This window comes from Sphingomonas sp. C3-2 (assembly GCF_033025475.1).
Classification (GTDB): Bacteria; Pseudomonadota; Alphaproteobacteria; order Sphingomonadales; family Sphingomonadaceae; genus Sphingobium_A.
Genome location: NZ_CP130322.1, coordinates 681869 through 694494 on the forward strand (window position 1 = coordinate 681869; position 12626 = coordinate 694494).

12 protein-coding genes and 1 tRNA gene are annotated in these 12626 nt (G+C 62.9%); 3 read left to right on the top strand and 10 right to left on the bottom strand.

All coding sequences use genetic code 11. The features are described from left to right. Positions 1–7: 7 nt before the first annotated feature. Entirely contained in the window at positions 8–361 is a 354-nt protein-coding gene (locus QYC26_RS03260; RefSeq protein ID WP_317513969.1) for a DUF2200 domain-containing protein, read from the top strand. A 69-nt stretch (positions 362–430) separates the two neighbouring features. On the opposite strand, the gene QYC26_RS03265 is transcribed toward QYC26_RS03260, so the two are convergent. From QYC26_RS03265 to QYC26_RS03295, 7 genes are all read right to left on the bottom strand, one after another. Then, a complete protein-coding gene (locus tag QYC26_RS03265; RefSeq protein ID WP_317513970.1) occupies positions 431–1306 on the bottom strand; it encodes a hypothetical protein in 876 nt (291 codons plus the stop codon). A gap of 102 nt (positions 1307–1408) precedes the next feature. Then, entirely contained in the window at positions 1409–2602 is a 1194-nt protein-coding gene (locus tag QYC26_RS03270; RefSeq protein ID WP_317513971.1) for an aromatic ring-hydroxylating dioxygenase subunit alpha, read from the bottom strand. Positions 2603–2731: 129 nt separating this feature from the next. Next, positions 2732–3331, bottom strand: coding sequence for a TetR/AcrR family transcriptional regulator (locus tag QYC26_RS03275; protein WP_317513972.1), 600 nt, complete (start codon positions 3329–3331; stop codon positions 2732–2734). 276 nt (positions 3332–3607) lie between these two features. After that, positions 3608–5344 carry an amidohydrolase gene (locus QYC26_RS03280; RefSeq protein WP_317513973.1) on the bottom strand — a complete coding sequence of 579 codons (1737 nt, stop codon included), beginning with the start codon at positions 5342–5344 and terminating at the stop codon, positions 3608–3610. 59 nt (positions 5345–5403) lie between these two features. After that, positions 5404–6174: a class II aldolase/adducin family protein gene (locus QYC26_RS03285; RefSeq protein ID WP_317513974.1), complete on the bottom strand. Its 771-nt coding sequence runs from the start codon at positions 6172–6174 to the stop codon at positions 5404–5406. 19 nt (positions 6175–6193) lie between these two features. After that, entirely contained in the window at positions 6194–7000 is an 807-nt protein-coding gene (locus QYC26_RS03290; protein WP_317513975.1) for a hypothetical protein, read from the bottom strand. Then, on the bottom strand, positions 6993–8810 hold the full coding sequence (locus QYC26_RS03295; RefSeq protein WP_317513976.1) for an acyclic terpene utilization AtuA family protein: 1818 nt from the start codon (positions 8808–8810) through the stop codon (positions 6993–6995). The genes QYC26_RS03290 and QYC26_RS03295 overlap by 8 nt, the downstream gene beginning before the upstream one ends. A gap of 108 nt (positions 8811–8918) precedes the next feature. On the opposite strand from QYC26_RS03295, the gene QYC26_RS03300 reads away from it, so the two are divergent. Then, positions 8919–9617, top strand: a complete 699-nt coding sequence (locus QYC26_RS03300) for a Crp/Fnr family transcriptional regulator (RefSeq protein WP_317513977.1) — start codon at positions 8919–8921, stop codon at positions 9615–9617. Between the two features lie 30 nt (positions 9618–9647). On the opposite strand, the gene QYC26_RS03305 is transcribed toward QYC26_RS03300, so the two are convergent. The 3 genes from QYC26_RS03305 to QYC26_RS03315 all read right to left on the bottom strand — a co-directional run bounded on the left by QYC26_RS03305 (position 9648) and on the right by QYC26_RS03315 (position 12159). Then, the gene (locus QYC26_RS03305) at positions 9648–10229 is read right to left on the bottom strand and encodes a cupin domain-containing protein (protein ID WP_317513978.1); all 582 of its coding nucleotides are present in this window, start codon (positions 10227–10229) and stop codon (positions 9648–9650) included. 259 nt (positions 10230–10488) lie between these two features. Then, positions 10489–10573 (bottom strand) — tRNA-Leu (locus QYC26_RS03310). 77 nt (positions 10574–10650) lie between these two features. Continuing rightward, positions 10651–12159, bottom strand: coding sequence for a YifB family Mg chelatase-like AAA ATPase (locus QYC26_RS03315; protein ID WP_317513979.1), 1509 nt, complete (start codon positions 12157–12159; stop codon positions 10651–10653). 122 nt (positions 12160–12281) lie between these two features. On the opposite strand from QYC26_RS03315, the gene QYC26_RS03320 reads away from it, so the two are divergent. Then, complete coding sequence (locus QYC26_RS03320; RefSeq protein WP_317513980.1) at positions 12282–12590, top strand: hypothetical protein; 309 nt, start codon at positions 12282–12284, stop codon at positions 12588–12590. Positions 12591–12626 lie beyond the last annotated feature (36 nt).

Consider the following 12626-nt stretch of genomic DNA (forward strand, 5'->3'; position numbering starts at 1 on the left):
GGCGATCATGACACAGCATCGTATCTTTTCCATGAGCTTCGCCAGCGTCTATCCGCACTATGTCGCCAAGGCGGAAAAGAAAGGCCGCACCAGGGCCGAGGTTGACGAGATCATCCGCTGGCTGACGGGTTACACCCAAAAGGGGCTTGAGGCCGAGCTGGAAAAGAAATCCAGCTTCGAGGATTTTCTGAGGCGGGCGCCCCGGCCAAACCCTTCACGCAATCTGATCACCGGGCTAGTCTGCGGTGTCCGCGTCGAGGATATCGAAGACCCGCTGATGCAGGACATCCGCTATCTCGACAAACTGATCGACGAACTCGCTAGGGGCAAGGCTATGGAGAAAATCCTGCGTGCCCATTAAAGCCATTTAGCCGGTAGGCGCGCGCGCGACGCACCAGTCCACACCGCGACGCGCGCCATATTCAAAGTGTTATTCGGCCGCTTCGGCCTGAACCAGCTGCGCCGACTGCGCGCCTTCGCTCCACACATCCGACGCGGCAGTGGTGTCGACTTCCTCGACCCCTTTCATCCCGATATAGGCCCGCGCATCCGCCTTGGTCATCCCCAGGATCGGCTCCATCTTGCGCAGGAACCAGGGGTCGGATTCGCGGCCCACGCGCATGCCGTTGGTGATGTGACGCGACATCGCCGGCCAGGTCGACGGGTAATGGATGATCGTGCGCATCAGCGTGGGCAGCGCCATGATCGCCAGCAGCGTGCTGAGCTCACCTGCCAGTTCCGGATCGTCGAAATAGGCGAAATAGCCTTCGATCCGCATGAACAGCGGCGTCGTTTCGCCAAGGAAATCGAACCCTGCACCTCCCAGAAGGTGATCGAAGTCATGCGTCTGGCCTGTGCGCAGATCCCAATAATCAAGCATGGTCTGCGGCTGCCAACCGGGGTTCATCTCGATGCGCGGGTCGAGCACGATCTCGAAATTGTTCGCGGTCAGATAGTGGTAATATTCCCCGCCCGCAGTGTCCGGCGCATAGGCCTTCAGGTCTTCGCGGGTGTAGGTCGAAATGAAGCGTTCCTCGAAATAGTCGCCCAGTTCGGTCTTGGTCTTGCACTGATCGGCCAGCATCTCGTTGATCCGCTTTTCATCGCGGATTTCATAAAGCGCCTGGAACAGCCGCGGCAGCGCATAGGTCATCGGCATATCGCGGCCGTTCCGCCGCAGCGATTCCTGCATCACATATTCACGGACCACGGGGTGGTTGAGGAATTTCGACGAGCTGACGAGGCGCGACGATTCCGTCGGAATCTCCTGCAGCCCGCGCATGAAATAGGGAACATTATCGTTCATTTCAGACCTCTCCATTCTACGCTTTAACTGTGCCCCGGGGACTTTCCTGTTCGGGTTTTTGGAAAAAGGCGCCGGGGCCCAGCGCCTTTTTCGTCCCGGTCCTTATTCGGCCGCCTGCGGCAGCGTGCGCCCCCGCTCCGCCGCCAGCGCGGCTTCAACATCATGGCCGATCAGGCGATCATAATTGCGGTGCATCCGCGAGACATTCTGTTCGCGGCGGCCAAAGAGCAGCGACGGCACCGCCCCCGCTTCCATCATGACCTGCGAATTGGATTGCACCTTCATATCCTCGTCCATCGCCACGCGGATGAGCAGGTCGGCGACATAATCATCGCGCTGGCGCTCTTCCTCGGTCGGGTTGTGCCCCCAGCCATAGACGCGGAAGATGTAGTCGCATTCGCCCGGTTCGTTGCCCGGATCGCTGCGCTGGAAGAAGGCGATCATCTCGCCCACGCCAACCACGGTGTTGGGGAAGATCGCGTTGGTGGTCGAGAAATTGCAATATTCCGGCCACTCGTCTTCCGGCAGGTCCTTCAGCTTCACGATATCGGGCTGGGTCGTGATCAGCGTGTGGTGCAGCCCGCAATCGAGATGGAGGAATTGCGGCAGCGTCATCGGCCCCACCGTTTTCGGGTGCAGGAACGGGACGTGATAGCCTTCCACCCCGCCATCAACCGCGTGTTTCCAGTTGATCCGGGCCTTGGTGCGGAATTCCTTGATGAAGCGCAGGTTCTCATAATGATACCCCGCCATCACATCCTTCATCGGCCCCATGAATGCGTCGAAATCGAGCGCGCCATCGGGCTGTGGATGGATGAGGATCAGGCCGATTTCCTCGTGCACCGGCAGCGCGACCAGCCCGCGATCGTTCAGCACGCCTTCGAACGCGTCGCGGCTCGGCACCCCGATCAGGTCGCCATGCGAATTGAAGGTCCAGGCGTGATAGGGACAGGTAAAGGTGTGGCCATGGCCGCAGCCTTCGGCCAGTTGCACCCCGCGGTGCCGGCAGGCGTTGAGAAACGCCCGCGCCTTGCCGTCCTTGCCGCGCGTCAACAGGATCGGCTTGCCCGCCAGTTCCGTCGCGTAATAATCGCCATTATTGGGGATGTCCGCCGTGTACGCGATGACTTGCGGGCGGTTATGAAAGAACTCTTCCTTTTCCTTCAGGAAACGCGCCTTGTCGGTGAAGCGGCCGATATCCGCTTCCCAGGCCGGCTCTTCGCCATATTCGGTTACATCCCGGTCAATCATGTCGAGCAATTGCTTCGCTATCGCGATCCGCCGCGCACGTTCCATGGCATCCTCTCCTCCGGACAGCGCGATTCTTGTCGGCGCTTGCCTCTGCCCGCCATTATCCCGGCGGGACGCGCAGCGGTCAATAATTTATACCATAGAATAATTCAAAAATGCCGAAAACACGGGCTTTCACGGCCGTTTTGCAATCGCCCTAAGCGCGTCGAGCAAGCGCTCGACATGATAGGCAAAGAAACTGTCGAAATGGTCGGGCTGCTCGGCGAGCATGAGCATGTCGCGCACCGGCTTGTGCAGCCGCGGATCAAGGCTTTCAACCTGCGCCGGGCTCAGGCTGTGCGGGGCCGTTCGGTTGCGGATCTCTTCGCTGATCGCGCCCATCACCGAAGTCCATATCCAGATAATCGCGCGCGAAAGCTCCGCGTCCTTGAACCCCAATTCCTGCAACGCTTCGATCAGCACCACCGAACGATCGAACCAGGCGACCGATGTGTTGCCGCCTTCCCAGGTCAACAGGCCAAGCAGTTGCGGATATCCCAGGAAAAACCGCCGCGCCGCAAAGCACCAGGCCTCGACCCGCCGGATCGCCGGCATATCCCCGTCCACCACAGTGACGAAACCGCTGAGCAGCCTTTCAGTCAGCGCCTGAAGCAGATCATCGCGGCTGCCGAAATAGGTATAGAGCGCCATCGGCGTCACCTTCAGCGCGCGCGCCAGCCCGTTCAGCGAAAAGGCAAGGTCCGGCTCGCGCTCCAGCATATCGAGCGCGGCCATCAGGATCGCGTCCCGCGAAAGGCGCGGCGGGCGCCCCCGGCGCACTTCTTTTCCAACTAGCGTCATCGTCGCGCGGCCCCGGCGCTTGCATTACCGACCTCACACCTCATCAAGGACCACCCTCGCCACGCCGCCCGCAGAATCCCCTGATACCCCGCAGCGACGAAATTACCATGCTCAGGGTGCGCTCGGCGTTTCGCGCTCATACTCATCGGTCGCCGGCGCCCCCGGCGTCATCCCGGACAGCGCCCCCGTAAGGACAGGGGCGCTCCATTTTCAATGTGTTGCGGTGTAAATTTCTGTGCCGTCGCTAATCGTGCGATCGATCTTGATGCCGTCCAGATTCTTTACGCTTATCTTTAACGGATCCGCGTCGAGTACGACGAGATCGGCCTGTTTACCGACAGCGATCGTCCCCTTTTCCTTCTCCTCGTGGATTTGCCAGGCGGCATTGCGCGTCGCCATCAGCACGGCCTCATACGGCGTGGCCGCCTCGGCTGCTCCAAGCGTAACGCCCGACCGCGTCGTCCGCGTGACCGCCGCCCAGATCAGGCGCATCATGTCCGGTGGCACCACGGGCGCGTCGTTGTGTATCGATGGCACAAGCCCGCGGTCGATTGCGTCGCGCATCGGTGAAATCTGGGCCGCGCGGGTTTCACCAAGTGTCACATCACGGTGCCAGTCCCCCCAGTAAAAGGCGTGGGTCGCAAAAAAGCTCGGCTGGATATCGAGGTCTTTCATCCGCGCCAGCTGCCCTGCCCCAACCACCTGGCTGTGGATCGCGATCGTGCGCTCTACCGGCTTTGGCCGCGCGGCATCAGCAGCAGCCGTCACATCGATCAGCTGCTGCATCGCCGCGTCACCGTTGACGTGTGCGAAGAGCTGCCAGCGATGATCCGCCGCACGGTCGATCCAGCCGCGAAGCTCGGCATCCTCTATCTGGCGATAGCCGTGATAATCAGCCGCAAGGCCATCCGGAACGCGATGATAGGGCTCCTTCAGCCAGGCCGTCCGTCCTTGCGGCGATCCGTCGAGCATCAGCTTGATGCCCAGAATCCGCAAGCGCGCCTGCGTCTGCCGTGGCGCGCCGATGGGCATGGCCTCAAGGTTCTGCCAGGGCGCTCGGAAAAACAGCAACGCCCCCACGTCGATCTTAAGCGCGCCCCGTTCGTCTGCCGCCTTGAGCAAGGCATAGTCATCCGGCGAAGCGGCGCCATCCTGCGCGGTCGTGATACCGTAGCGGGCATACACGTCCTGCGCCTTCTTCAGGGCAGCCAGACGCTGCTCAAAGGTCAGTTTCGGCAGCAAGGCCATCAGCCGGTACATCCCGGCTTCTTCCAAAACGCCGGATGCGGTTTTTCCGTCCGCCTCGCGCCGGATCACGCCCCCGGCCGGGTTCGGCGCGTCGCGCAGCAGGCCCGCCAGTTCGAGCGCGCGGGTATTGGCCGCCGCGATATGACCAGATGCATGCAGCAGCATGATCGGCCGATCGCTTGAAACGGCATCGAGTTCCTGGCGGGTCGGATGACGCCGCTCGGAAAGCACGGCATCGTCATAGCCAAAGCCCTGCACCCATTGCCCCGCAGGAATTTTTCGCTGGGCGATGTAACCCCGCAGGGTCGACTGGAGCGAGGCGATATCGCGGACGCCAGCAACCGGCGGCGGCGACAAATTAGCAAAATCGATCATCCCCGCCAGCATCGAAAGATGCCCATGCGCGTCGATGAAGCCCGGAAGCATCGTCTTGCCCTTGAGATCGACGATGCGGGTTCCCGATCCACGGTGCGCGAGCACCGCCTGCGTCGGCCCGACCGCCACGATCCGCCCCTGTCGGATCGCCACCGCCTGAGCAACATCCTCCGGCGCTTCCATCGTTCGGATCACGCCATTGGTGTAGATCGCATCCGCAACCTGTGCGAGCGCGGGTGCCGCCGATGTCAGCAGCATGGCCGTGACGGCGCCCATACCCAGCCATCGTAGCCGATTTTCCGAAGCAGCCTTTGGTGCGAACATAATGTTCTTTCCCTTGATCAGAGCACGCACACAGGAACGGCCTTACCGCCGTGAACTGGTCAGTCGAGCACCGACGGATCCAGGCGAATCTCGCGCCGTGCCATCGCCTCCCACAGGAACGGAAACCCCATCGGATCAGACATTTGGACGACGCGCAAGGCCTCCGGATTGGTGATCGGCTGCCCTCCCCCCAGCATCTCGACCTGCCAGGCCAGACGGCAACGATGCTCCAGCGTGATCGCGCGCAAATGCGCCTGGCGGATATTGTCGGCGACAATGAACACGCCGTGATTTTTCAGCAGCGCCCATTTTCCCTGGCCAAGCGCATCGGCGGCGGCCTGCGCCTCTTCGGCGCCATCGACGGTCCCGGCATATTCATCGTACAATACCGGATCCTCATCGACCTGACCGGATGTCTGGTCATAGACCGGCGGCACCCGCCCGGATGCCGCCCAGACCGACCCCAAGCGCGAATGATTGTGGATCACGACGCGCAGACTATGGCGACGCTGGTGCACGGCCAGATGGAGCCCGATGGCCGGCGTCACGTTCCATGCGCCTTCAATAACCCGCCCACTGGCATCCACGCGGATGATGTCGGATGCGGTCAGTTCGTCCCAGGCGAGTTCCCAGGGATTGACCAGAAAGCTGCCATCCGGCTCGGCCAGCGTGATGTGCCCGGCAATATGATCGTCATAGCCTTCGCGGTGCAGCGCGCGGCATAGCAAGGCCACTTCCTGACGGGGCGTCAGATCCGGGATCAGCGGGTAACGGCCCGGCATCGGCGCCAGTTCTTCAAGTGTCGGGATGCGCCGCTTCGACATTTCCATTTCACCCTCTCCTAAACGCTTAACACCACTGGGCCGATGCCGCAGCCGTATCGGCAAGCTGGACGCCCTTGATGCCCAGTGCTTCGCGCGCGGCTTCGGGGGTTAGCCCAAGCACGTCTTCGTAACGCATCATGTATAGCGGTGCCGATTCACGACCCACCTTCGCACCGCGCTCGACGGCGTTCTGGGTGATCAGCCAGGTCTGCGGGTAATGCAGCACCGCGCGCGTGATGATCCGCGTCGATCCGAGGATGGAAAAAGCCGACAGCTCGCCCGCCAGCTCAGGGCTCATATGGACGAACAAATTGGTCAGCCGCATATAATAGGGCACGAGTTCGCCGATGAAATCGAACCCGCCGCCGCCAAGGATATGCTCCAGATCATGCGTCTGCCCGGCGCGCAGCTGGAAATATTCATAATCGTTGCGCGGCGTGAACGGCGGGACGATATCGACCTGCAGATCATTGTCGGTCAGCTGCGCGTAGAAGATGCCCCCAACCGTCTCGGGGCCGTACCCCTTCAGGTCATCAAGGCCGAAGGTTGAGATAAAGCCTTCCTTGAACCACGCGTCGAGCGCGGGATTCTGTTGGCGCTCGGCTGCGAACAGCGCGTTGATATGGTCGATGTCCTGCACCTCGCGCAGGATCTGGACGAGCTGGATCGAATCCGATGGCGTCGGAATATCGGGGCCGTTCCGGCGCAACAAATGCGTGGCCACCCAATCGCGCACCCGCGCGTCATTCAAATAGCGGGATGAACTGACCAGCACGCTGCTGTCGGTCGAAACCGTCTCGATGCCTTTCATCAGGTACGAATAATCAGCCATGTCCATTTCCTTTGTCGGATGAAGCGGCAGCGCCCAGTTCGGCGGCCAGTGCAGCGGGAACAGGTATTGGGAAGCGCAGCAGCATCTGCGCCATCCCCTTGGCGGCAGGGTCGAGCCGCGTGCTCGCATTGATCCCGCCGGCAAGCGCGTCGCGGACCACGAAGTTGAGCGCGTGAAAACCGGGCACGTCATAGCGATCGACACGCGGACGCTGCCCGTCCGGCCCGAGATGGCGATACCATTCGGCCACCGCCTCCGGCGTCAGCGCGGCGCGCAGATAGGGCAGATATTCGGGCTGACGCGCGATGACGGCGACGTTGAACAAATGGCCCTTGTCGCCGCTGCGCGCCCAGGCCAGCCGGACCAGATCGACAGCAACACTGCCCGGTTCGGCCGGGGTCATCGGTGCCCGCTCCGCGGCCGGGGCACCTGTCGCAATCGGCACGCCCGCTGCCACCGCCACATCCTGCGTGACGCCCGCAAAGGTCATGCGCGAGGGCACGGTCTGCTTGTCCAGAAGGAACAGGAAAGTCCCCGTCATCGGCAACACATGCGTGGCCAGATTGATCGAAGTGCCGACCGACATCCCCGAAATCCCCGCCCATTGTTCGCGCGCGAAGATTTGCGCCCCCTGCTGGTCGGGATGGTCCACCACCAGCTTGCAGATCAGTTCGCGCGTCTGCCCTTGTTGGCCGTGCGCGCCAAAGCTGGCTTCGCCACCGATCATCACCGTGTCGGTCAACGAAAAGTCGGGCAGGTTGCGCGCGCGCAGCAAAGCCCGCCCGCGCGCAAACAGCGCCTCGGCCTGGCGCGCCGCCTTTTCGGCCGCATCCTCGCCGATGATCGGCTGATAGGCGATGCTGCGCCAGCCCCCGTCAAAGGTGACGCAGACCTTGTAGCTGTCGGTCGGTGCCCGCCCGCGCGCACCGGTCACGCGCACCCGGTCCTTGCCGATCTGCTCCAGCTTCACGTCGCTGAAGTCGCAGCGCACGTCGGCGACGATATAATCGGCAGGGTCGCTGACTTCGTAAAGCAGCTGCTCGGCCACCGTGCCGACCGACACCAGGCCACCCGTGCCTTCGGGCTTGGTGATCACCACGCTGCCATCGGCATGGCATTCGCCGATCGGGAAACCGATATTCGCCCAGTCAGGCACATCGCGCCAATCGGTAAACGTCCCGCCGCTAACCTGCGCGCCACATTCGAGCAGATGGCCGGCCAGTGTCCCGGCCGCCAGCAGGTCGAGATCATCAGGCCCCCAGCCGAATTCATGCACCAGCGGCCCCAGCACCACCGCGCTGTCGACCACCCGTCCGGTGACGACGATATCCGCGCCCCTGGCCAGCGCCGCTGCGATCGGGAATGCACCGAGATAGGCGTTGGCGCTGATGATGTTTTCGGGAAAGGGCGCGTCCGTGAACATGTCGCGGTGGCCGGCCGCGCGCAGTTCCTCCAGCCTTGGGCGCAGGTCGTCCCCGTCGACATAGGCCACGGTGAGCGACAAGCCCGCTTCAGCGATCATCCGCTCGAGCGCCGCCGCCAGCCCGGCCGGATTGACGCCCCCGGCATTGGCAACGACCTTCAGGCCCTGCGCCGCAATCTCATTGAGATAGGGGCCGACATGCACGGTCAGAAAATCGGTCCCATAGCCTGCTGCGGGATCGGCGGCCTGCATCCGGCCGAATATCCCCATCGACCCTTCGGCGAGATAGTCGAAGATCAGATAATCAAGCCGTCCATCAGCCAATAATTGGGGTACCGAGAGCGCAGTGTCGGAAAAAGATGCCGTCGCCCCACCAATACGTATCACCCTGCCTTCGCCAGCAGCTGCCATGTCCCATCCGCTCCCATATTTTATATGGCGCTATGGGTAACAATTTTGCTGGCGGCAGACTGTCACACAAGTTACAATCCAAGCATGAAAAAAGAAGAGCGAGCCTTGGCCCTTCATGTGCTGCGACAGGTTGGATGGCTAAAGGATTACTCCTCCGCGCTCGCTGAGAATTTAGTCGCAGAAGGCAGCCTCGTGCGGCTCAACACCGGGGAATGGGCCCAAGCCGAAGGAGACGACCGGAGCGGCCTGTTCGTGGTGATCGAAGGCGTGCTCCATTCCTATTGCGCGGCACCAGGCGACAAGGAGGTCATGATCGGCCTTGCCGGGGCGGGATCGGTGCTCGGTCATGCCACGCGCTTCAGTGGCGGCCCCCGCCTTGTCACAGCCGTTTGTGTGGAACCCTGCATCCTCTTGGAAATATCGGAAGCGGCGCTCGAACGGGTTGCCGAATGCCAGCCCGAAATCTGGCGCGCCATCGCCGGCTTCGCCTACGCCAATATGCGCAGCGCCGTCCGCATGGCGGCGGAAGTGATTTCGCTGCGCCCACGCGAACGCATCGCCGCGCGCCTGCTGGCCGCCGCCGACGGCCATCGCGCAACAGTCATGGAGCCGACCCCGATTATCCGCCTTAGCCAGGAATTGCTGGGCGAAATGACCGGCCTCACCCGCAAGACGGTGAATGTCCATCTGTCGGCATTCGAACGGGATGGGCTGATCGAGGTCGGCTATGGCCAGATCAGCCTGTGCGATTTGGAACGCTTGCGCGCCGTCGCCAACGGTTAGATTCCGCAAGCAAAATACCGAGACCGGCGATTAGCGCTGCGACGGTGGTCTCTCGTTTTCCCATTGCGGCATATGCCGGGCATAGGATTGGGAAACCTTCTCCCAATGCGCCGCGTCATTGCCCTTGAAATGGATGTTAAACTGCGCCGCATTGCGGAATTCCAGCAGTTCACATCCCTCATTGCCGACTTCCAGGACATAGGCTTGCTCGGCCGGGACATATATCCCGTCACCCGGGCCGAGACGCGCTGCGCCAAAGCGGGCTTCGCCTGCCAATATATAATAAATGCAATCGGCATTGTGGCTGTGGCGCGGCGATATGAAACCGGTTTTGAACCAGGCATGGCTCAGGCTGACACCCTCCTCACCTCCCGATTGGAAGAGGATTGTCGTGTGCGAGGCATCGGCTGCTCTCGGCCCTGAACCCATGATCCGCGCCAGACCGGCCATGGTTTCCGGATCGACACCATCAAAAGGCATTGTTTCGTGATCGAGAGCGACACCCTCGCCCGCACGGAACAAGGTCATACGCTTGCGGGCGGACACAGGCGCGCCAAGGGGCGTCTCGTTGTTCATCGCTTGCACGCCTCGATTCCTCTCTCCGATGGTCATGTAGAGTGGAAAATAGCGCAATCCATTGCCGATGAATGTAACCAGAGTTACTTTGCACGAAGGAAATGCATCGCGCAGGCCGGAATCACATCTCCGCTCGCTACAGCGAAATCGGCCTGCCTGGAAACGGCATAACGGCAGGGAACGCGTTCGATGCCAGGCTGAAAGAGGGCATATGACGCCGCCCCAACCGGGCACGCCAAAATCCTTTATTTACATACCGGTTACGGACGCAAGCGGACGTCCCCGGAAAGATCTCTGGTGCCCCTGGCCGGACTCGAACCAGCATGCCTTGCGGCGTTCGATTTTGAGTCGAATGCGTCTACCAATTTCGCCACAGGGGCAGCGATTTTTTGGCCACTAGCGGACACACAGCGCCACCGCAACTCCCTGTTTCACAAACGCCTGCGAAATAATCTGCTCAATTGCGCGGCGGTTGACGGCGATAGCCCAGCGCCTCGGCGATATGCGCTCTGCCCACCCCCTCGGCCCCGCTCAGGTCGGCGATGGTGCGCGCGACCCGCAATATCCGGCCATAGCCACGCGCCGAAAGCCGCATCGCTTCGGCCGCCTGCGCGAGCAGCGCCCGCCCCGCCTCGTCGGGCAGGGCATGGCGTTCGAGCACCTCGCCATCGGCCTCAGCATTGGTACGGATGCCGTGTGCGGCATAGCGCTCGGCCTGCACACCGCGCGCCCGCGCCACGCGCGCGGCCACCTCGGCCGAGCCCTCCGCCGGCGGCGGGAGCATGAGGTCGGCCGCACTCACGCCTTGCACCTCGACATGCAGGTCGATGCGGTCGAGCAGCGGCCCCGAAATCCGCGTCTGATAATCCGCCGCACAACGCGGCGCGCGCGCGCAGGCGAGCGCGGCATCGCCCAGATGCCCGCAGCGGCACGGGTTCATCGCGGCAACGAGTTGCACGCGCGCCGGAAAGGTCACATGCGCATTGGCGCGCGCCACGCTCACCCGCCCGGTCTCGATCGGCTGGCGCAGCGAATCGAGCACCGCGCGCTGAAATTCAGGGAGCTCGTCGAGGAAAAGCACGCCGTGATGCGCCAGGCTCACCTCGCCCGGCCGCACACGAAGCCCCCCGCCCACCAGCGCCGCCATCGACGCCGAATGGTGCGGCGCGCGGAAAGGCCGGGTCCGCAAGAGCCGCCCGTCGGTGAGTTCCCCCGCCACCGAGGCGACCATCGACACCTCAAGCGCCTCCCCCGCATCGAGCGGCGGCAATATCCCCGGCAGGCACGCCGCCATTAATGATTTCCCCGCCCCTGGCGGGCCGATCATGAGCAGATTATGAGACCCAGCTGCCGCGATCTCAAGCGCGCGCTTGGCGCTTTCCTGTCCCTTCACCTGGCGCAGATCAGGGCCCTTATACCCGGTTTCGACCTCGCCCGGCACGGGGGCGGCAAGCGGGCCGGTGCCGCGAAAATGGTTGAGCAGCGCCAACAGGTCGGGCGCGGCGAGCACCTCTATCTCCCCCGCCCATGCCGCCTCGGCCCCTTGCGGCGCGGGGCAGATCAGCCCCATCCCCTTTTCCATCGCGTGGAGCGCGGCGAGCAGCACGCCTTGTGCACCCGCAACCCGTCCGTCGAGCGCCAGTTCGCCGACGACGACATAGGATGCCAGCGTCTCGGCATCGATCACCCCCATCGCCCCCAAAAGCGCGAGCGCGATCGGCAAATCGTAATGCGATCCTTCCTTGGGCAGATCTGCTGGGGAGAGGTTTACCGTGATCCGCTTGGGCGGCAGCGACAGCCCCATCGCCGCGATCGCCGCGCGTACGCGTTCGCGGCTTTCGGCCACCGCCTTGTCGGGAAGCCCGACGACAATGAAGCTGGGAACCCCCGGCGCCAGCTGCACCTGTGTTTCGACCGCGCGAGCCTCCAGCCCGAGATAGGCCACCGTCGAGACGATCGATACCATTCCCCACCCCCTTTGTCGGGGCCCCCACCCCGTCAGTGCGGCGGATAGTGGCGCGGCTTCGTTGCCTTGTCGACACGATTGCAACGCCTTGCAGATCCCACCGCCCTTCCCACATGGGGACGATGAGTTGGAAGGAACGCCTTGCCGCCTTCGGGAATGATCCGCGCGTGCGCTATGCGCTGTTCCTCATCGGCCTCGCCTGTATCCTGCTCTCGCCGCTGCTCGGCGTCGTGCCCGGCCCGGGCGGGCTGGTGCTGTTCGCGGTGGGCGCCGGGCTTGCGCTCAAGAATTCGCACTGGGCCAAGAAGCGCTATGTTGCGTTCAAGCGGCGCTGGCCCAAATATGGGCGCTGGGCCGATCACAGCCTGCGCCGGCCCAGCGCACGCCGCCGCGCGGCCATTCGCCGCGCCGAAACGGCCAAAGACGATTGACTCGGGCCATGGATTTCAATATCCGCCCCTCGCGTA